Genomic DNA, 19,600 nt, shown 5'->3' on the forward strand with positions numbered 1-19,600 from the left:
CCTCAGAGCTGCTGGATGCTGTTCATGCCGTAATGGGGTGAGAGAAGGCTTTCTCCCAGCCTGATTGTATGGTCATCCACGAAATGGAGTGGGGGAACCGGGAGATTGTAGGGGGCGGGCATGTTGCGAAGGACCCGGCCAGCTCCATCAAACTGCGACCCATGGCAGGGGCAGAAGAATCCGCCAGAGGCGGGCAGGCTGGTGATGTTCTGATAGTCCGGTACGCAGCCCAGATGGGTGCAGATGGTGACATACACGCCATAGTCGGGCCGGAGGGACCGGTGGGCATTTTCAGCCTCACGGGGCTGCTGCCGGATGCGGGATTGCGGGTCCAGCAGCTGGGCGAGCAGGGCGGGGTCCTCCAGCGCACGGATCATCTCTGGTGTGCGGCGCTGGATGGCAACGGGCATCCCCTGCCAGACGACGATCTTGTGCGCACCGGGCTCCAGGTCCTGTACGGAAATATCCAGGACCGTTTCTTCCTGTGTGCTGGCAGCAGAGCTTGCCCGGGTGCGGCGGAGACTGTCCAGAAAGGGTACGGCCAGCGTACAGGCCCCGGCCCCTCCCAGCGCCACGGACCCAGCCGTCAGGACCGTGCGGCGTGTCGGGCGGGGCAGGAGGGACTCTTCATCAAGGGATGGATGGGGCGTGCTGGCATCATGGTTCCGGGTCATGGGCGGGCGTTCTCCTCAGGCCCTTTTTATAGAAAGAGCCGCAGCGCGGTGCAATTGGCCCGTGGAGGGGCCGGCTGACCGTTTTTTCCTGTCGGGTTCATAAGGGGCAGGCTTACAGGGCGGCCCGGACCCGCCTCATCAGGGACAGACTGTGGTGTTTCAGCTTTTCCATCAGCAGATAGACAGCTGGTGTGGTGTAGAAGGTGAGCAGCTGGCTGATGGCCATGCCGCCCAGAATGGCCACGCCCAGAGGGCGGCGCAGTTCGCAGCCATACCCCTGGCTCATCAGCAGCGGGATACCGCCGAGGGCTGCGGCCAGTGTTGTCATAAGGATGGGGCGGAAGCGGGTGACAGAGGCATGGCGGATGGTCTCCTCGGCTGTCATGTCTGGATGATGGTGGTGGATGTGCAGGGCAAAGTCGATCACCAGGATGGCATTCTTCTTCACGAGGCCCGTCAGCAGGATGACGCCGATGATGGCCACAAGGCTGAATTGCTCACCGGAGGCCCACAGCCCCAGCACGCCCCCCACGCCAGCGGACGGCAGGGTGGAAAGGATGGTGATGGGGTGGAGGAGACTTTCGTAGAGGACGCCGAGGGCAATGTACATGATGGTGATGGCTGCCAGGAAGGCCAGCAGGGCATTGAGCATGAGGTCCGTCGTCTCTCCGGTTGTCCCCGTGAACTCCCCATGAATGCTGTCCGAAGCATGAAGGTTCACCAGTGCCCTGTGTATCAGCGAGATGGCATCATCATAGCTGGTGCCTTCGGCCAGATCGAAGGAGAGTGTCGTGGCATAATAGCCATTATGGTGGGTGATGCTGAGCGGCATGGGCGTTTTGACAATGCTGGCAACATTGTCCAGCGGGATCATCGTTTCCTGGGATGAGGAGACGGCGGCCCCGTTCGAGCTGTTGCCCGAGAGCTTGTTGGCCAGGGAGTTGGTGACGGAATCCCGGGAGAGGGAGGCCTGGGTACTGAGCGTGCCTTTGGTCCTGACCCGGATGAGGTTGGAGGCAATGCCCCCTGCTGCCGTACCAGCCGAGGTGGACAGCCAGAGATGGTGCAGTGTGTTGGAATATTCCCGGAACGGTTCCGCCACCACCATGACCACCCGGTGATTGGTCAGGGGAAGGTGGATGGTGGAGACGATGCTCTGCCCGTAGGCATCGAAGAGCGCATTCTGCACGAGCTGGGGCGTGATGTTGTAGCGGGCTTCCAGGTCACGGTGGATGAGGACATTGGCAAAAAAGCTCAGATCCTCTGCATCGGTGGAGAGGTTGCGGAACTTCCCGCTGGCCCGCAGCTGGGCCAGCAGGGGAGGCATGGTGGCGTAAAGGGGGCCGTTGCTGTCGCTCTGGAGAACATAACGGTAATTGCCCGTGGTGTTGCTGTCGCCCCCTCCCTGGCGGCCATTGTTCAGAGCCCAGAAAAAGGCCTCCGCCCCGGCCTGCTGGGGAATGGCCTTGCGCAGCCGGGCCAGGATGACGGGGATGCTGTCACGCATGCTCTTGGCCTTGAGCGTGACGAAGATGCGCCCCGTATGGCTCGTGCGGTTGAAGGTCACGACGGTCTGCACGGCCGGGTCTTTCTGGATGATGCTTTCCACCTGATGCATCCGGCGTGTCAGGGCCTTGAAGGAGAGGCTTGGTTCGCCATTGATGCTGCCCTGAAGAATGGCAAGGTCCATGGAGGGTATGGCCGTCTTGGGCATGAGAATGATGATGCCGACCATGAGCAGGAAGCTTCCCGGCAGGGTCAGCCCGATGATGATGGGGTGGCGGAGGCTCCAGTGCATTGAACGGTCATAGAGCGACGTCAGGTGGTAAAGTCCCGTTTCCACGGCACGGACAGTCCTCATGGCACCATAGAGAAGCCAGGAGACAGGGTCTGCCAGGGGAGAATAGCGGGGCCTTTCGGGAATGGCCGGCGTGCTGCCTGCTGGTTCTATCGTCAGGAAATGGGCGCAGAGCATGGGCGTCAGGGTCAGGGACAGGACCATGGAGATGGCAATGGTCGCAGCCATTGTCAGCGCAAATTCATGAAGGGCCGAACCAAGCGTACCGGGGATGCAGAGCAGCGGGATGAAAACGGCGATGAGGGACAGGCTGATGGAGATGATGGTGAAGGCGATCTCGGAGGTGCCGACGATGCTGGCCTGATAGCGGTTCATCCCGTTTTCCATGTGGCGGGCAATGTTCTCCAGCACGACAATGGCATCATCAATGACAAACCCGACTGCAATGGTCAGAGCCATGAGGGAAAGGATGTTCAGCGAGAAATTGAACCACGCCATGGCTGTCAGCGTCCCCGAGAGAGCGACAGGGATGGTGATGGCCGGGATGAGCGTGCTGGCCATGTGGCGGAAGAAGAGGGCAATGACCAGCACGACCAGAAAGATGGAAATGACCAGTGTCTGTTTGGCATCTGCCAGCGAGGCCCGGATGGTCAGGGACAGGTCCAGGCCGGTGCGGAGTTCCGCACTGGCAGGCAGGGCCTGCTGGAGCCGGGGAAGACGCCTGACGATGTCGTTGACAATCTCCACCGCATTGGCGTGTGGCTGAGGGATGACAGCGATTGTGATGGCTGTTTTCCCGTTCAGTGTACTGTTTTGGTACACGTCCTGCACGTCATCCCGTACGGTGGCGATGTCTTTGAGGTAGATGGGATTTTTCCCGTTGCGGTAGGCCACGATGAGGTCCCTGTAATGGGCGGCCTCGGTAGCCTGGTCATTCGTCTGGAGCTGGATGCGCTGGTTGCCCGACGTGATGAAGCCCTTTGGCGTGAAGGCATTGGCCGAGGCCAGCGCCGCCCGGACATCCTCGGGGTTCAGCCCCCAGCGGTAGAGAGGATAGGGGTTCAGTTCGACCCGGACAGCCGGGTTGGAGGCCCCGAACAGCTCGACACGCCCCACACCGGCTATCTGTGCCAGTATGGGGCGGACCCTTATGGTGGCGAGGTCATAAAGCTGTGCCCTGGGGAGCTGGTCTGATGTCAGATGGAGCAGATAGATCGGTTTGTCGCCATCCAGCTTGAAGGCCTGCGGGTCTGCTTCCAGCGTGCTGGTGGGCAGGTCGCTTCGGGCGGCATGGAGGGCTGCCTGCACATCCCGCAGGGCGCCATTGATGTTGCGGGATGAGGAAAAATCCAGAAAGATGGACGTCTGCCCTCTGGTCGTGACGGATTCCAGCGTCTGGATGTCTGCAATGGTCGCCAGCCGCCGCTCCAGTGGAGTGGAGACGGAGGTGGCCATCTGCTGCGGGTCCGACCCCGGCTGGTTGGCGATCACCATGATGGAGGTCGCCGTCATGTCCGGCATGGTGGAAATGGGCAGGAAAGGCAGGGCAATCATGCCGGACAGAAAGATGGCGAGTGCCAGAAGTGTTGTCGCCACGGGGCGGTCAATGAAAAGACGACAGAAGACCATCCCTGACTATTAACTCTTTCTTATCTTTTTATTGCAGAACCTGTGCCTCCATAGAGATATTATCCTACTCAAATCAACCAGTTTTTACTGGTTATTCAAGTAATACCATTTTGTTAGGAAAGGGTTAAAGTAATCCCCTTTCGTTCGGCCTGCTCAGGGTGTCACGGGCTGGGGCTGTGCCGGAACATAGCCATAGCCCTGTACGTATGTGGTCGTCTGGGCGACATATCCCTGACCGGGCTGAAAATGGGTGTAGCCGGGCACGGGGTAGGGGTAGCCGGGTACAGGCGGAGGAGCCGCAGGCTGCTGGATGACGATGACATTCGTGCTCTGTGGTGGCGGTGGCGGCGGGGCATAGCTCGGGGCCATGTAGGGCATGGCGTAGCCACCATCGTAATAGCCGCCTCCGCCATAGCCGTTGAAGACACGGTCAACCACGTTGTACCCCACACCGGACCCTACGCCGAAGCCAAGCCCCCGGGCGAAGCTGTGGCCGAAACTGTGGTGATGGTGTGCCTCGGCTGGCGTGATGGCCAGACCGCAGGCCAGAGCTGCCAGAGCAAGGCCTGCGGCTGCCCGCTTCATCAGTAGTCCGGAGACATGGATCATCTTGCGTTTCCTTGTACCAGTTCTGTCAGGCTGCCTGCCTGTCCAGCCTCTCTCATGTGGGGCTGTCTGCATGGGAAGATACAGGAGCAGGGTGATAAAATGTTAGTGAAATCACTGTCATGAAATGGTCATGTCTGTGGGGGGTGAAGACCGGTCATTCGGCAATGCTGGCAAAAATCCCCTGCGTCACCATCTGCACATCCTGGGGTGTCAGGCAGGCCAGAAATCCCCGGTCCCCGGCATTGATCCAGATTGTCCTGTGTTTCTGTGCGCTGCGGTCGATGACGGTGGGCAGGGTTTCACGGGAGCCGAAAGGCGTTGTTCCACCCGAGACGAATCCCGTGCGGTCATGGGCCTCATCGGGCTGCATCATCTTGGCATTCCGGCCACCCAGAGCCGCTGCCAGTGCCTTGAAGTTGACCCGTCTGTCCACCGGGATGACTGCAAAAGCGGGCTGCTTCCTGTCGATCTTGACGGCAAGGGTTTTGAAGACGGCGGAAGGCTCTGCCCCAATGGCGCTGGCGGCCTGCTCGCCGATATGGCCTTTCTGTGGGGCATAGTCGTAGCGGCATGTCCTGTATGAAATGGCGGCACTGTCGAGAAACCGGGTGGCGGCGGTATCCTGCCTGTCTGTCATGGGGTGTCTCCTGTTGGATATGCAGGGGTGGATGAGGCTCCAGTCAGAAAACCTTGCGACTCTTCGTCTGGCAAGCCGTCATGATACAGCCCTGCCTTGGCCTCACGGCCGGGATGGTTGCGTCTGGTTCGGTTGCGGGCCATTCTGCCAGAAGGGTGGGTCGGTCTTCATCCATCCGTCATGCAGGAGACGTTCCATGTGCGGACCACTTGTCGTTCTGGCAGAATTCGAGGCCAGAGAAGATACTCTGGAGGCATTCCTTGAGGTCTGCCGTCATGATGCGGCCCGTTCCAGGGCTGATGAGCCAGGCTGTCTGGAATTTACCATTCAGTGCAGTGAGGATGATCCCATGCTTGTTGTGCTGCACGAGGTGTATGAGAGCCGGGCTGCCTTCCGGGCGCATGAGGCTGCTCCGCATTTTGCCGTTTTTTCCAGAGCGTTGCAGGATCTGAAGATTGTCACGAGGCAGATACGGTTCTTTCATCGGCAATGAGAGGGGAGTGACTGGCCCTTGATGGATGATTTTTTCCCGGAGACCCGGGAGCAGCTTGTCCTGTCGCCCGGGGCGGTTCTGCTGGGTGGCTTTGCCCGTGCGGAGGCGCAGGTGCTGCTTCAGGCTGTGGAATCCATCAGCCAGAAGGCTCCTTTCCGTCATTACAGGACGGCTGGTGGAGGGGTGATGGCAGCGGGCATGACGGCCTGTGGTCCATATGGTTGGGTGAGTGACGGGCAGGGCTACCGTTACATGCAGACCGACCCGCTGACGGGCCAGCCCTGGCCGGCCATGCCTGCCCTTTTTGCAGATATGGCAGGGCGTGCTGCACGGGCGGCAGGTTACGAGGGGTTTGTCCCACAATGCGGGCTTGTCAATCGGTATGCCGTCGGAGCGGGAATGGGGCTGCATCAGGATCGTGACGAACGCACCATGCAGGCCCCCGTCGTTTCGGTCTCGCTGGGGCTTTCAGCCCTGTTCCTGTGGGGTGGTGCCCTGCGGGGTTCCCCCTGCCGCAAGGTGCCGCTGCATCATGGGGATGTGGTGGTCTGGAGTGGCCCAAGCCGATGTCATTTTCACGGTGTGGCACCGATACGGGCCGCACCAGCCGTCGCCGGGCTGGACTGTCGGTACAACCTTACCTTCCGGGTGGTGGACCGCCCCTTCAGCGGGACGGGGCTACATTATCCAGATTGATGAGACTTGTTGCAGGCTGGAACCGCCGGGGAGAATGGGCGGCCTTGTCCATGTTGTTTTCTTCTGCCGTTACGGGGGGCACGTGTGTAAAGCTCAGCTTTACCGTGACGGCCCGGTTGTGCAGGAAGACATTCCCGACTGTTTCATCTTGTGCCCGGCTGATGCCATGGGCAGGCTGGGTCCCCCGCCATGGAACGATGAGACGGGATGACCAGGCGTCTTCACTGGACACGGCATCAGGCTGGTCGGTCTGCTCATCCGAGAAATAGGGCGTCAGCTGGCTGTCGGAGAAACAGGCATGGCCCATGTAGGCAGCTACGGCCTCCCGGTAGGGGCGGGCGCCATGATGGCGGGGCATGTAAAATCCGTTCCATCTGGAGTCGTATCGGCACGCCTTGGCCCGCCAGAGATCGTCCTGCCCTTTTTCCATGCTGCACTGCACACGGACATGCAGCGAGTCGTCACTGCCTGTGGAGGCATAGGTGAGAGGTGTACTGGCCAGCGTCTGGCAGGGAAGGGTGGGAATGAGAAGAGCCGGTGCTGCAGGGCGCTTGTCCACAGGGAGAGGATCACCCGGCTCTGCCCGGGCGGTGGACACGACCGCCATCATGGAGGCGGCAAGCAGAAGAGCGGGCATGTGATGGAGTGTCATGAGGCAAGGATACCGCAGCACGGGGAGAAAAAGGACTCACGATATCGTATGAGCTGTGGTGTGTTCAGGCAAGCGGTTCCAGCAACCATCAGCAGGCCGGGACGTTGACAGCCAGACCGCCCAGGGCGGTTTCCTTGTAACGGTGGTTCATGTCACGTCCGGTTTCGGCCATGGTCTTGATGACGTGGTCCAGCGAGACATAATGCGCCCCGCTGTCATCACTCATGGCCAGAGATGAAGCATTGATGGCCTTGACGGCTCCAAAGGCGTTTCTCTCGATGCAGGGGATCTGCACAAGCCCGGCCACCGGGTCGCATGTCATGCCCAGATGGTGTTCCATGGCGATTTCCGCAGCATGTTCGCACTGTTCCGGCGTACCACCCAGGGCGGCCGTCAGCCCTGCTGCTGCCATGGATGACGCCACGCCGACCTCGCCCTGGCAGCCTACTTCCGCCCCGGAAATGGAGGCATTGAGCTTGAACAGCCCGCCAATGGCTGCTGCTGTCAGGAGGAAGGTCCGCAGCCCGTTGGTCGTATATTCGGGGCAGAAGTCCCGATAATAGCGCATGACAGCCGGGATGACGCCCGCAGCGCCATTCGTGGGGGCGGTCACGACCCGTCCACCAGCAGCATTTTCCTCGTTGACGGCAATGGCGAAGAGGCTGATCCAGTTCATCACGCCATGGGGGGACGGGGCAGCATTGGTCTTGGCCTGGAGGCGTGCATACAGTTTGGCTGCCCGTCGCTGGACTTTCAGGGGACCGGGCAGGGTGTCTGTATTGTGCAGCCCGGCTTCAATACAGGCCAGCATCGTGTCGGCAATCCTGTCCATGCCGCGTTCCACGTCCCAGAGAGGGCGGGTGGCGGTCTCGTTGGCCATCATGATGCTGGCAATATCGGTGTTCTGTCGTTTTGTGTGGGCGAGGAGGTCTGCACCACTGCGGAAAGGGAAGGGGACATCCGGCAGGGAGTAGGACATCGTCCGTGCCTGTTCCTCTGGTGTAATGAATCCCCCGCCAACGGAGCAGAAACGCTGGCGGGTTATCAGCGTGCCATCCCGCCCGAAGGCTTCAAACTGCATGGTGTTGGGATGGATGGGCGGGATGGTGGCCGTGTCCAGGCAGATGTCGGTCTGATAATCAAAGGAAAAGCTCGTGCCATTGAGGTTCAGCAGATGCGTGCTTTCAATGTGCTGGACCAGCTTTTTTGCTGCGTCAGGGTCGACATGTTCCGGTGTTTCGCCAGCAAGGCCAAGCAGGACGGCCTTTATGGTGCCGTGTCCTTCGGCTGTCAGGGCCAGGGAGCCATAAAGGGTGACGACAATGCGGGCCGGACTTTTTTCCAGCGGGCCGTCAGGCAGGTCCGCCAGGACATCGGCAAAGCGTTGTGCCGCCCGCATGGGGCCGACCGTATGGGACGACGAGGGACCGATCCCGATCTTGAACAGGTCAAACAGGCTGAGCATGGAAACGGACCCTCATTGCGTAAGACACTCCATCTTTATGGGATAGAATTGTGCCGGAGATAAGCCTTAAAAAATAAATTATTCTGATTATGAAACAAATATCAGACGCTGTTATGAAGGAAACTGTCCGGGGTGCCTCCCATGCACACAGGGTCACGGCAGGAGGGTCTTTCCATGGCCTTGATGGCAGGCTCATCCGGCGCCGGGATGGGTCCAGATATGCTCCAGTGCGGCCCGGCACTGGGTGATCAGGGCAGAGAGGTCGCCTTCATAGAGGCTGTCCGGCACGTCGGAAGAGAAAATCTCCACGGCACAGGCGCCCCGGAATCCGGCATCCCATGTGGCGTGGAGAAGCTCATGGAGGGGGATGCATCCTTTGCCGGGTATGCGCCTGTCTGCGGCGGAACGTGGCGTGCGCCAGTCGCTTATCTGTACGACATTGATGAGTGCCCCTGCACGGTGGATGGCGGCACAGGCCTCTGGCTGCTGCCAGATGTTCCAGTAATCCAGACACAGCCCCAGAGCGGGATGGTCCACGGTCTTGATGATGTCCAGAGCCTGATCGATGGTCCAGATGGCCGTCTCGTAATTGATGGAGGTCGGGTTCAGTGGCTCCAGTGAGAGGGTGATGCCCAGCTCCGCTGCCAGAGGGCAGAGGCGGCGCAGGGCATCGATCGTGCGGGTGATGCACCCTAGAACATCGCCATTCTCAGGGGCCCCGGTATTGACGACAAACGGCACCCCCTGGGTGTAGGGAGCGTAACGGCGCATGCTTTCTTCCAGCCGGGCAAGGCGGCGCCTAGGCTCCTGGGGGTAGGGCATCATTTTGCTGGCCCCAAAGGTACGGACGGCAGGCTGGAAGGAGCTGACCTTCAGGCCGCTTGTTTTCAGCAGCGCCATCTGTTCGTCCACCCGCTGCGGATCCAGCTTGCTTTCACATAGCTCAACTGTCTCCACGCCCAAGGCGGCATAGCGCTGGATGTCTTCCTCAAAGGGCCATGGCTGGGTTGTGAATTCGTTCATTCCGAAGGCGAAGGGGAAACCACTCATGCTGCTGCTCCTTCTTTCATGAAGGTGAGAACCGTCTGATTGAATTTTTCCGTCTCATCGAGAAAGACCATGTGGGAGCTGTTTTCAAACTCCACGGCCTGACAGTGCGGCATGTGCTCGGCGACCCAGCGGGGCCCCGCAGCCGGAAGAACCTTGTCTTTGCCGGCAATCATCATCAGGCAGGGCAGGTCAAGATGGGGCAGGACGTCTCGCCAGTCCTGGGTCGTGTGGTCGGCCATCATGAGAGAGGCTGCCTGGCTGGGACATTTGGCCATTTCTTCCAGAAGCATGGCCTTTTCGTCTTCGGGCAGACTGGTGCTGAGGCAGTCCGAGAGGTTCTGCCTGTCGAAAGCGGACCGGTTGAAAACCAGCTGCTGCTGGAGGAAGGTCAGCCCGGCCCCGTCGTAGCAGGTGGCGTGGCCCAGCTTCCAGTCCGGGGCGAAGAACTGCTTTGGTGTTTGCTGCACGAAGATGGCGCTGCGGAGCCGGTGTCGGCCGAACAGCTCCAGATAGGACCATATGATGGGGGAGCCGATGGACCAGCCCAGCACGGTGGCGTCTTCAATCTCCAGTGCTTCCAGCAGGTCCCGGAGGTCTGCTGCCAGACGGGCGATACGGTAGCCGTGGTCCGGTTTCCCGGATTCACCATGCCCTCGCAGGTCCAGCGTGATGACACGATACTGTTTTGAGAATGACCCGACATTGCGGTGGAAGAAGCGGCTGGAAAAGGTCCAGCCATGGATCATGACCAGGGGGCGTCCCTGGCCGTGATCCTCGTAATGCAGTTTCACATGGTCGCTGGTGGTGATGTAGGGCACGCAGGGTCTCCCTGTTTCATGGGCCTGTGCAGGCGGTTGCTGCCTTGTCTTCCAACTTGGGGCTTGCCAGCGTCCGTCTGCAAGGGGGGCTGTCATTTTCCTGCTGTCTGGTCCTGTGGGAGTGGGGCGGCCGGGAGCCAGACGTGGCAGGTTGTTCCCTGTCCAACCGTGCTGGTGAAGTGCAGTTGCCCACCATGTCTCTCCAGAATCTGTCGGACGATGGCCAGCCCCAGCCCCGTACCCTGTCCGGCCTCCGCATGGCTGGAGTCGGATGGCGGCGTGATGCGGTAGAAGCGTTCTGTAAGGCGGGGGAGATGGTGGGCGGCAATGCCAGGGCCGTTATCTTCCACCGTAATCAGGAGTCCCGGCAGGGAGGAGGTCGGTCCTTCGGCCGGGGTGGCCCGTCTGGCGTGAAGGCGGACGTGCAGGGTCCGTTCCGGCATTGTGCCGTACCGGATGGCATTTTCGATGAGGTTGAGGAGAACCTGCACCATTTCATCCCGGTTGGCCAGCAGGGTCAGGCTGTCTTCCTGCGTTACGGTCAGCCTGCGGCTGTCGTGCTGGAAACGTGGGGTGACTTCGCCCAGCACAAGGGCGAACAGTTCTTCTGCCTCCAGCTCTTCCCGGGGGTGGTGGTGGCCTTTCATCTCAAGCTGGGACAGATAGAGCAGCCGGTCGATCAGCCGCTGCATCCGTGTTGCCTGCTGGCTCATGATCTCCAGATACAGGGTGCGTGATGTCTGATCGGTCTGGTCGCCTCCCTCTTTCATCAGGTCGATGAAGCCGGTGAGGGAGGCCAGAGGTGTGCGGAGCTCGTGGCTGGCGTGGGCTACGAAGTCGGCTCTCATGCGGTCTACAGCCTGAATGAGACTGCGGTCATGCAGCAGGACGAGGACAAGGCTGTTCCGTCCTGCTGCACCGGGCAGTCTGCGCATGGCGAGATGGACGGAGCATTTTACGGGGACATCCAGCCTGATGGTGGTTGAACAGGGTGCAGGAAGGCCATCATCCATTGGGGGAGCATGAAGGGCGCTATGCAGGGTGCTGTGTGCCGTGGGATGGCGAAGGAGCGCCCCGAGGCTGTTGCCATAATGGGTCCGTGCCGCCTCGTTGCAGGCCATGATCTGTCCGACGGAGCCGAGAATGAGGGCCATGCCCGGGATGGTATCTACCAGCAGGGTGGCCTCATGGAAGGGCAGAACGCTGCCCGGGGGTGGGGCAGATGGTCTGGGGCTGTCGGGGCGGGTGGTGCCGTGGGGGCGCCGGGACAGGTGCCAGACCATGGCCCAGCCCGTCAGGGCAAGGCAGGCACAGATTGCCGTGATGATCTCTGGCAGGAGCGGAGAGGCCATGAGGCGGATCAGCCGGAGGATGGGCCGTGCTGGCTGATGGTGCCATCATCCAGCGCATAACCGGCGGCCCGTACGGTCCTGATGAGGTCGGCTTCCCCCGTTTCATTCAGCGCCTTGCGGAGGCGGCGGATATGAACGTCCACCGTGCGTATCTCCACATGGACGTTGGGGCCCCACAGACGTTCCAGCAGGGTTTCCCGGGAGAAGACCTTGCGGGGATGGTGGATGAAGAGTTCCAGCAGGCGGTATTCGGTTGGCCCCAGGGCGATGGGACGCCCGGCCCGTTTGACCTGATGATTCTCCGGTTCCAGCGTAAGGGGGCCGAATGTCACGATGTCCTGTACGGGGCGTGTGCGGCGAAGCAGGGCCCGCAGGCGGGCATCCAGCCTGTCGGTACTGCATGGTTTGGTCAGATAGTCATCAGCGCCGTTGTCCAGCCCGGCGATGACATCCTGCTCGTCCGTCCGGGCCGTGAGGAAGAGGACGGGCAGGTCCTTCAGCCCCGGTTTCTGCCGGATGATGCGGCAGAGTTCCAGCCCGGAGAGACCGGGCATCATCCAGTCCAGCAGGGCGACGTCCGGTCGTTCTGTTTCGAGGAAGGCCAGTGCCTGTTCGCCATCCATGACGGTGCTGACCTGATAGCCCCGCTGCCTCAGGCTGTGTTCCAGAAGGACCCGCAGGGTGGGTTCATCCTCCACGACAAGAACAGAGCCTTTCTGGGGGCTGGCAGGGGGTTTCATGGGCTGGGGGACTCCTGTCCGGGTGGGAGTGGCTGGCTGTCATGGCCATGCGGGCGGGTCGGGGGCAGCGTAGCCCCCGTGACCATGAAGACCACACGTTCGGCCATGTTGGTGGTGTGGTCGCCGATCCGTTCCAGATTCCTGATGATGAAAAGCAGGGAGATATGGAGGCGGATGGTATGGGGATGACGGGTCATCTGTTCCAGGGAATCTGCCGTCATGGCTTCACAGTATTTGTCCACGAGCTGGTCGGCGGCCCAGATGGCATGGGCGGCACTGTCATCCTTGTGGGCCAGGGCATCCATGATGCGGCGGAGATGCTCCAGCACCAGCCGTCCCATTTCGCTCAGGGCGAGGCGGGCGGGGCGGGGAAGGGGCTGTTCCATCTGGCTGAGGCGCCGGGCGATGGAGCTGGCATAATCGCCCATGCGTTCCAGGGCGCCAGCCATGGGGATGCAGGCGACGATCTCCCGCAGATCTGCCGCCATGGGGCTGCGCAGGGCCAGCAGACGGATGGCGAGTGTTTCCACCTTTTGTTCCAGTGCATCCACTTCATCATCCTGCCGTGCTGCCTGAAGGGCTGTCCGGCCATCATTCTCGGCAATGCCTGCAAGGATGAGGGAGAGCTGATGCTCTACCAGTCCCCCCATCTGCTCCATCAGGGACCGTAAATGGAGCAGCTCATCTTCATAACGCTGCACGATATGCTGCTTCTGGCGCATCATGTGTCTGTCCCCTTTCAGGCGGGCTAACCTATCGTAATTCACGGGGAGCGGAAACAGCACCGCCAATCGGGTCACAAGCGGCGGAAGAGTAGGGTTTTTGCCGGGTTCAGGAGAGGTTTCGGCTCTCTTTTACGGAGATGTCATGAATATTTCATGTTTCCGCACGGTGGGGGTGCAGGTAGGGTTTCCGTGTCGTCGTCAGAAGGAAAAGAGGCCGATAGATGAGCACCCGCCGCCAGTTTCTGCAAGGCTGTTCCGCTCTTTCCCTGGCGGTCTCTGCGGGAGGGGGCAGGCGTGGTCTGGCCCGAGGGACATGCCCTGTGAAGGCCATGCTGCATGATGAGTCTGGCTTTTATCCTCTCTGGCCGGAGGTTGGTACCATGGAGCAGCCCCGTGTTGCGCGGGGAGGGCGTGTTTACGGTATTCATGTGCCGGGTCTGCATGTCATGCGGCCTGTCCATCCGAATGGATCGGCTGTCATCATCGCAGCAGGTGGTGGTTATGGGCATATTGCCGTAGGGCATGAAGCCTTGCCTGCGGCCCGGTGGCTGGTCTCGTTGGGTGTGACTGTTGCCATTCTTCTGTATCGTCTGCCAGGTGAGGGATGGGCTGAAGGCATGGAGGCCCCGCTGGCGGATGCCAGACAGGCCCTGCATCTGTTACGGTCCGGGCAGGTTGGTGGAAGTGGTAATGTGCGGCGTGTGGGTTTCATGGGTTTTTCTGCCGGAGGGCACCTGCTGGGTCTGACAGCTTTGCAGGACCATGATGCGCCACCGGCCCTGCTGATGCTGCTTTATCCGGTTGTCAGTGTTGCGCCCCCTTTTACCGGGAGTCGTACCAGTCGGGTGTGTCTGGGGGATAATCCGACAGTGGAACGGGCTGTCCGCTGGTCTCTGCCATCTCATGTCCGGGATGATGCGCCGCCTTTGTTCATGGCTCATGCGCTGGATGATCCGATCGTGTCACCTGAGCAGGAGACGTTGCTGTTGCAGGCCTATCAGCGGCATGGGCGACCTTGTGAAGACCACTGTTTTGCAACTGGGGGGCATGGCTTTGGTCTGGGGCGCAGGAATGGATCAACAGGGCAGTGGCCCATTCTGGCCGAATTCTGGATGAGACGGCAGGGGTTCCTGTGAACAGCCATACCGTCCCGTTGGGGCTGGTGACATTCCTGCGCAGGGTTTCGAATTTGTGCTGCCGTTATCTGTGAGGAGGGAATGGTGTTGCTTTCTTCATGGGGCCGGCAGCCTCATCGGGAATCGTATGATTTTTGTCCGTAGTGGCCCCCGTGCAGGATTCGGGTGGCTGTTGGCAACATTGACCAGCTGGCGTCAGGAGAGACTGAATCGCTTCGGGCCGATGGTTCAGAAGACTGTATGTGGAGACTTTTGGGGTGTTGAAGAGGAGAGCATGACAATGGTCTGCTGTTTCTTCATCTTTTTCATGAGCGTGTATGAATAGTCATATAGATTAAAATTCATTAATTGTAGGGTGTGATGCGGGTCTTTTTATTGGATGTTCCAAGGAATTTTAGCAAAATTTTTCATGATTTAACTTTAAATTTTTGTATCTTAATTTTAATTATTAAAATAAAATGTATATAAATATAAAAATATTATCAAAATGTTAAAAAAAATACAAAGTAAAATTATGAAATAAATTGTGTACTTAAAGTTATTCTAAAGTTAAACAGGAGGAATTTATCATTTTTCTGTTGACTATACTTCGTGAATATGGATTTATGACCTCGGAAGACGCATATGGGGCTTCCAACTCCTTAATAGAAAGTGTGTGGAGACTTGACATGAGAGCTCTCAGCAACCGCGAGCTGGACAGCGTTTCTGGTGGTTTTGGTCTGGGCAACCTGATTGGTGGTCTGGTTGGTGGTCTTGGTGGCGGCGCACAGAACCCGCTGGCCGCTCTGGCCCCGGCTGCCAATACCAATACGATCCCGGCCGTTAGCTACCCGCAGGGGGCTGCTGCTCCTGCTGCCGGTTTCAATCTTGGTGGCCTTGGTGGTCTTGGGCAGCTGCTGTCTCCTATCCAGAGCTTTACCTCTGCTTTTAGCAATTTCCTGCAGCACCCTCTGCGTACGATCCTGTCTCTCGTAGGGACGGGCATTCAGCAGGCTGTGAACTTCGTCACACGTCTGATCTGATCCCTGTCATCCCGCAAGGGATGGCCGTGGGTAGGGTCTCTGTCCAGTCAGGGCAGGCTCTCTGTGAGGGGATGGTCCGTATGGGCCATCCCCTTATGTGTTTTCAGTGGGTTGTCAGGCAAGAGCATAGGGGCCTGCACTGAGTATCTCGAGCTTCAGCAGGCAGCCATTCTGCTGTTTCATGTCAGGCAGTGGCAGATGGGCTGCCCCGGTGGTCCAGCGGCATGGAACAGGCTCTGTAACATCCCATCCTGTGTTCGGGGCGGCTGTCAGGTGTGATGTCAGGGGGATGTCGGTTCCATCAGGCTGAACGAGCGTTATCTCGCCGACAAGAACGCCCAGGGTTCGTCTGTCATCCACGAAAGGGCCAATCTGTCTGTCCGGCCGGCTTGTCCGGGACTTGATGGTGAGAAAGGATGGACTGTTTTTCAGCCAGAACAGGTAGTGTCCGCCATTGCGCTGATACAGGGCGAGTTCGGTCCCCTGTGGGTCCAGCAGGGTCAGGGCCGGGTCGTCTGTGGTGGCTGGTCTGGCGGTTTCCGGTGGGAATCCCAGCCGGGTTGCCCGCTCTGCCAGTGCAGCATGCAGGGGCTCGACAAAGGCCCGATCCACGTTCAGCGGGGCGGCGGCGTCCTGTTGCCAGTCTTTGGGGCGGGAGTGGAAGGACGCTGGGGAGGGAATGGACAGGGCTGCTTCAGGCGTCGTGAAACTGTGGCGGTTGCCCGTGTCCAGATATGTTTCGGACAGGACACCATTGGCACTGATGATGCGATGCTCATAGGTCTCGATGTGGTAAATGTCGTAGCTGTCCCGTTCTTCCCGCAGGATCGTTCTGCCATTGACGAGCATACGGGCGGGAATGAAGCTGCCTTTCAGCAGCAGGCAGTGCTCTTCGGTAATGTAGAGGTCACGGAAGGGGCAGTTCTCCCCGAATGTGTGGCGTCTGATGCGTATTGGCCAGTCGTCAGACGAGGTGGGTGTGACGGATTTCCAGCCACTCCAGCGGAGATGTTCGATGTGTTTGTGACCATTCCGGAAGACATGGATGGCATCACCGGCCCTCAGCTCCTCAATGGGTCTGGGGCCCTGGGGGGTGTCTATCAATGTGCCTGCGAGGTAGCAGACAACATCCGCACTGGTTTGTGGTGGTGCCGGAGGTGTGAACGGGGACCAGCGTCCATCCTGCGGGAGGCCATATGGATTGCCGGGAATGAAGATGTTTGCATGGACCGTGCTGTAGAAGCTGTAATCCTCGTTCATCTGGATGATGGTCTGGTTGGCCGAGGCATCGTAGCGCTGCCGTGTTGTCGTTCTGGATGTCGTCTGGCCGGAAAATGTGAACTGGAATGTGAAGCCGGATGGTGGTGGGCTGACCAGATGGAGGTCCAGGGAAAGATTGGTCTGGAGGGAGGCGCCGCTCAGCCCTCCGTAATCAAGAGCAAGCTGTCCACCTGTTCCGGGGTCTATGGTCAGGGAATGGGGGGCAGCCATGAGAGAAGAGCTGACGGTGCCATTCCATGATGCCGGTGAGATGACCAGTGACCCTCCCTGAAAGGCGAAAAACGTATCCTCCTGTGGCAACGACAGGTTGTCAGGCATGAAAAGCGTGGTGTTGATGACAGCTTTACGGGATTGGGGAGTGTACGTGATGGTCTGGTTCTGTGCGACAATCATGAGCAGCTATCTTGGGCGGTATCCGGTTTTTTCGTGGAAACCGTCTGAAGATAGGGGCTGTTCCCTTATCAGAGATTAAGCCAGTCCTTCATAATTACCTGCACAGGTCCAGTCTGTTACGGTCTGTTCTGTACTGTGGGCAGGTGTATCCCCAGGGGGCAGCTGGTAGGAGCCACACCCAACAAAAAGGGCGGACCATGGTGGTCCGCCCTTTTCTGTCTGCGATACCGGAGATACGGGATCAGAACTTCATCTTGAAGGTTCCCGTTGCACCGCTTTCGGTTGACTGGTTGCCGTACTGGCCAATGTAGGACAGATCCAGATCAATACGATCAGTCAGGCGGGCCGTCATGCCAGCATTCACGACAGCCGCATTGCTGGAGAGCAGAACACCGGCGACGTCCATGTCGCTGGTCCCGCCTGTCGTGGCAAAGGCCTCATGCTGGCGGGACCCCAGGCGACCGAAGCCATGGCGGTAGGCTGCCGTGAGGTGCGGCATGAAGATCGTCCGGCCGATATTCAGCGTCGTGGCGGCACGGAAACCGAAGGTTGAGAAGGTGACCCCCGTATCCGTCCCACGGCTGCGCAGGGCGGCCTCGTTGCCATGCTCATGATAGCTGTTGGTCTGCATGTTCACATACGCCACGTTCATGAACGGCTCGAAGACGCCGCGCCCGGTGCGCATCTTGTAGCCCAGTTCAGCGAATGTCTGTGCAGTTCCACCCAGATAGCCACTGCTGAGGCGCCCGCCATAATCACCAACGGCGACATGCCGACGGGTGTTGATGACATTCCAGCTATAGGCAGCGCCCAGCCGCAGGTTCAGGCGGCCCCAGTGTGTCCCGGCATAGGCCCCAACAGTGATGTTGTTGCTGTTGCCGGAGGAGGAGCGCCCCCGCTGGATGTTGAACTGGGAGTGACCATAGGACAGCAGCCCGCCGACACGCCAGTTGCTGCGGTTGATCGGCGCATCCGCCCCCATGATGAACCCGGCCGTGTTGTGGTGCATGAGGGCAGCATTGCCATCCCCGCTGTTATGGCCGAGGGCTCCGTAAGCCTGCCCCCACAGGACAGCATGGTCGGAATAGCAGGCGCCATTCTTTTTATGCGTCTTCAGGTCATAGAGGCTCTGGCCATTATGGCCATAATCGCAGTCGCTGTTTGCCAGACGGTCCATCACCGCATTGCGGATGTAGAAGCTGTCCTGAATCAGCGCCGTACGGATGGAGGCGTGCAGCTCACCGGAGAGATTGTCCAGCGCCCGCCGTGCCTGGTCCCGTGTCAGGCCTGTCATGGCCTGGCTGAGCGCCGAGCTGGGAGCGAGATGGTCCAGCCCCTGGCCGGTGGTAATCTGGTTGCGGGTTTCACCTACCGTGCTGAACGAGCTGGCATTGCGGCGCAGGACGATGTCAACAGCATCGGCACTGTAGGCAAAGGCTGGGTCCAGATAGGCATACTGGGGTGCCAGATTGCTCGACAGTTTTTCGTCAAACTGGCCGTTGACACCGCCGGATGCCGTCAGGACACGGTAAGCCTGCCCATATGTCAGGCCCGCGCCTGCATTCTTCAGCTGGAGGTCCAGAGTCCCGCCCTGCAGATAAGCCGTGCCTGTGACAGCCAGACGGTCGGAGGTGAGTTCATGGAACCCGTTGCCTTTTGCCGTGTCAATGGTCTGGCCCGTCGTATCGCTCGTCCCGCGGATCCGCAGGACAGAGCCCTTGGCCATGGTCAGGTTACCACTGACATGCAGGGTGGAGAGCGCATCAGAGCCGATCGCACCGGGGGCGACCGTAGCACCGGAGACAGCTTGGGTTGAGCCGACGGTGCCGGTACCACGCAGAGTTGCGCCATTGCCGACGGAAACCGGGCTGGAACCATTACGACCATCCACTTCCAGAGTTGCCTGGTTCTGGATCATCGTCGGGCCTGAATAGGTGCTGTCACCTGTCAGGATTTCCGTCCCGCCATCGATGGTCAGGCCACCATTGCCGGAAAGAGACCCGGCGTAGGTGTCACTGGCCTTTGTCAGGATGAGCGTGCCATCCAGCGTGCCGTTGCTGTTTCCTGCGAGGGACCCGGCGGAGGCATTGTTGCTGGTGACGGTCAGGTTCTGGCCATCATGGGTGAGGGTACCGCCGATGGTGCTGTTGTCGAGTGTCAGGGACCCGTTGCCTGTATTGGTGACAGCACCATCCGTTTTGTTGCCCCCGGCGAGGGTCATGACGCCGCTGTTTGTTGCGGAGGCCTGAGACCCGCCCGTGGCGCTGAAGGTGGCATTGGCAGCGTTTGTTACGGTCCCTGCGGAACAACTTGTTGGGATAAGTAATTTTATGGTGTATGCAATATGTGGTTGTGGTGAGGAAGTTTTTGTAAAATTAGCATTGAAGAGAATATAAACATTTGCAATTGAAAATTTATTTTATAATTATC

General features: G+C 59.6%; 17 protein-coding genes. 4 read left to right on the forward strand and 13 right to left on the reverse strand.

Translation table 11 applies throughout. From position 1 onward, the window contains the following. Window positions 1-2 precede the first annotated feature (2 nt). From petA to ybaK, 4 genes are all read right to left on the reverse strand, one after another. Entirely contained in the window at window positions 3-674 is a 672-nt protein-coding gene (petA, locus tag DTQ13_RS05775) for a ubiquinol-cytochrome c reductase iron-sulfur subunit (protein ID WP_248460314.1), read from the reverse strand. Window positions 675-786: 112 nt separating this feature from the next. Beyond that, the gene (locus tag DTQ13_RS05780; protein WP_248460315.1) at window positions 787-4,101 is read right to left on the reverse strand and encodes an efflux RND transporter permease subunit; all 3,315 of its coding nucleotides are present in this window, start codon (window positions 4,099-4,101) and stop codon (window positions 787-789) included. Between the two features lie 153 nt (window positions 4,102-4,254). After that, the gene (locus DTQ13_RS05785) at window positions 4,255-4,710 is read right to left on the reverse strand and encodes a hypothetical protein (RefSeq protein ID WP_043558645.1); all 456 of its coding nucleotides are present in this window, start codon (window positions 4,708-4,710) and stop codon (window positions 4,255-4,257) included. Between the two features lie 154 nt (window positions 4,711-4,864). Then, window positions 4,865-5,347, reverse strand: coding sequence for a Cys-tRNA(Pro) deacylase (gene ybaK / locus DTQ13_RS05790; protein ID WP_043558642.1), 483 nt, complete (start codon window positions 5,345-5,347; stop codon window positions 4,865-4,867). A gap of 196 nt (window positions 5,348-5,543) precedes the next feature. Here ybaK and DTQ13_RS05795 point away from each other — a divergent pair, with 196 nt between their 5' ends. Both DTQ13_RS05795 and alkB read left to right on the forward strand, forming a co-directional pair. Further along, a complete protein-coding gene (locus DTQ13_RS05795; protein WP_043558639.1) occupies window positions 5,544-5,840 on the forward strand; it encodes a putative quinol monooxygenase in 297 nt (98 codons plus the stop codon). A 21-nt stretch (window positions 5,841-5,861) separates the two neighbouring features. After that, window positions 5,862-6,536 (forward strand): DNA oxidative demethylase AlkB, encoded by a 675-nt coding sequence (alkB, locus tag DTQ13_RS05800; RefSeq protein ID WP_248461231.1) that lies wholly within the window; start codon window positions 5,862-5,864, stop codon window positions 6,534-6,536. Here the strand turns inward: alkB and DTQ13_RS05805 are convergent. From DTQ13_RS05805 to phoU, 7 genes are all read right to left on the reverse strand, one after another. After that, window positions 6,505-7,188: a hypothetical protein gene (locus DTQ13_RS05805; protein WP_248460316.1), complete on the reverse strand. Its 684-nt coding sequence runs from the start codon at window positions 7,186-7,188 to the stop codon at window positions 6,505-6,507. The genes alkB and DTQ13_RS05805 overlap by 32 nt on opposite strands. 88 nt (window positions 7,189-7,276) lie before the next feature. Further along, window positions 7,277-8,653, reverse strand: coding sequence for an L-serine ammonia-lyase (locus DTQ13_RS05810; RefSeq protein WP_043558632.1), 1,377 nt, complete (start codon window positions 8,651-8,653; stop codon window positions 7,277-7,279). 192 nt (window positions 8,654-8,845) lie between these two features. Beyond that, complete coding sequence (locus tag DTQ13_RS05815) at window positions 8,846-9,703, reverse strand: sugar phosphate isomerase/epimerase (protein ID WP_248460317.1); 858 nt, start codon at window positions 9,701-9,703, stop codon at window positions 8,846-8,848. Next, on the reverse strand, window positions 9,700-10,521 hold the full coding sequence (locus DTQ13_RS05820; protein WP_248460318.1) for an alpha/beta fold hydrolase: 822 nt from the start codon (window positions 10,519-10,521) through the stop codon (window positions 9,700-9,702). The genes DTQ13_RS05815 and DTQ13_RS05820 overlap by 4 nt, the downstream gene beginning before the upstream one ends. A gap of 92 nt (window positions 10,522-10,613) precedes the next feature. Continuing rightward, entirely contained in the window at window positions 10,614-11,873 is a 1,260-nt protein-coding gene (locus DTQ13_RS05825; protein WP_192848573.1) for an ATP-binding protein, read from the reverse strand. 8 nt (window positions 11,874-11,881) lie between these two features. Continuing rightward, a complete protein-coding gene (locus DTQ13_RS05830; protein WP_086431730.1) occupies window positions 11,882-12,613 on the reverse strand; it encodes a response regulator in 732 nt (243 codons plus the stop codon). Then, entirely contained in the window at window positions 12,610-13,338 is a 729-nt protein-coding gene (gene phoU, locus DTQ13_RS05835; protein WP_227449759.1) for a phosphate signaling complex protein PhoU, read from the reverse strand. Before phoU ends, DTQ13_RS05830 begins: the two co-directional genes overlap by 4 nt. Window positions 13,339-13,559: 221 nt before the next feature. Here phoU and DTQ13_RS05840 point away from each other — a divergent pair, with 221 nt between their 5' ends. Next, complete coding sequence (locus tag DTQ13_RS05840; RefSeq protein WP_248460319.1) at window positions 13,560-14,474, forward strand: alpha/beta hydrolase; 915 nt, start codon at window positions 13,560-13,562, stop codon at window positions 14,472-14,474. 668 nt (window positions 14,475-15,142) lie between these two features. After that, window positions 15,143-15,496: a hypothetical protein gene (locus DTQ13_RS05845; RefSeq protein ID WP_086431732.1), complete on the forward strand. Its 354-nt coding sequence runs from the start codon at window positions 15,143-15,145 to the stop codon at window positions 15,494-15,496. 114 nt (window positions 15,497-15,610) lie between these two features. Here DTQ13_RS05845 and DTQ13_RS05850 read toward each other — a convergent pair whose 3' ends face one another. After that, window positions 15,611-17,170, reverse strand: a complete 1,560-nt coding sequence (locus DTQ13_RS05850) for a Hint domain-containing protein (RefSeq protein ID WP_052348938.1) — start codon at window positions 17,168-17,170, stop codon at window positions 15,611-15,613. 241 nt (window positions 17,171-17,411) lie between these two features. After that, on the reverse strand, window positions 17,412-19,391 hold the full coding sequence (locus tag DTQ13_RS05855) for an autotransporter domain-containing protein (RefSeq protein WP_248460320.1): 1,980 nt from the start codon (window positions 19,389-19,391) through the stop codon (window positions 17,412-17,414). Window positions 19,392-19,600 lie beyond the last annotated feature (209 nt).

The sequence above is a fragment of the Parasaccharibacter sp. TMW 2.1888 genome, assembly GCF_023167265.1.
Taxonomy (GTDB): Bacteria; Pseudomonadota; Alphaproteobacteria; order Acetobacterales; family Acetobacteraceae; genus Bombella; species Bombella apis.

Coding starts and splice junctions, on each gene's coding strand:
- DTQ13_RS05780 (WP_248460315.1), bottom strand. CDS start 4,101: ATGGTCTTCTGTCGTCTTTTCATTGACCGCCCCGTGGCGACAACACTT.
- DTQ13_RS05825 (WP_192848573.1), bottom strand. CDS start 11,873: ATGGCCTCTCCGCTCCTGCCAGAGATCATCACGGCAATCTGTGCCTGC.
- DTQ13_RS05815 (WP_248460317.1), bottom strand. CDS start 9,703: ATGAGTGGTTTCCCCTTCGCCTTCGGAATGAACGAATTCACAACCCAG.
- petA (WP_248460314.1), bottom strand. CDS start 674: ATGACCCGGAACCATGATGCCAGCACGCCCCATCCATCCCTTGATGAA.
- DTQ13_RS05850 (WP_052348938.1), bottom strand. CDS start 17,170: ATGATTGTCGCACAGAACCAGACCATCACGTACACTCCCCAATCCCGT.
- DTQ13_RS05805 (WP_248460316.1), bottom strand. CDS start 7,188: ATGACACTCCATCACATGCCCGCTCTTCTGCTTGCCGCCTCCATGATG.
- DTQ13_RS05855 (WP_248460320.1), bottom strand. CDS start 19,391: ATGACCCTCGCCGGGGGCAACAAAACGGATGGTGCTGTCACCAATACA.
- DTQ13_RS05840 (WP_248460319.1), top strand. CDS start 13,560: ATGAGCACCCGCCGCCAGTTTCTGCAAGGCTGTTCCGCTCTTTCCCTG.
- DTQ13_RS05810 (WP_043558632.1), bottom strand. CDS start 8,653: ATGCTCAGCCTGTTTGACCTGTTCAAGATCGGGATCGGTCCCTCGTCG.
- ybaK (WP_043558642.1), bottom strand. CDS start 5,347: ATGACAGACAGGCAGGATACCGCCGCCACCCGGTTTCTCGACAGTGCC.
- DTQ13_RS05795 (WP_043558639.1), top strand. CDS start 5,544: ATGTGCGGACCACTTGTCGTTCTGGCAGAATTCGAGGCCAGAGAAGAT.
- DTQ13_RS05845 (WP_086431732.1), top strand. CDS start 15,143: ATGAGAGCTCTCAGCAACCGCGAGCTGGACAGCGTTTCTGGTGGTTTT.
- DTQ13_RS05785 (WP_043558645.1), bottom strand. CDS start 4,710: ATGATCCATGTCTCCGGACTACTGATGAAGCGGGCAGCCGCAGGCCTT.
- alkB (WP_248461231.1), top strand. CDS start 5,862: ATGGATGATTTTTTCCCGGAGACCCGGGAGCAGCTTGTCCTGTCGCCC.
- phoU (WP_227449759.1), bottom strand. CDS start 13,338: ATGATGCGCCAGAAGCAGCATATCGTGCAGCGTTATGAAGATGAGCTG.
- DTQ13_RS05830 (WP_086431730.1), bottom strand. CDS start 12,613: ATGAAACCCCCTGCCAGCCCCCAGAAAGGCTCTGTTCTTGTCGTGGAG.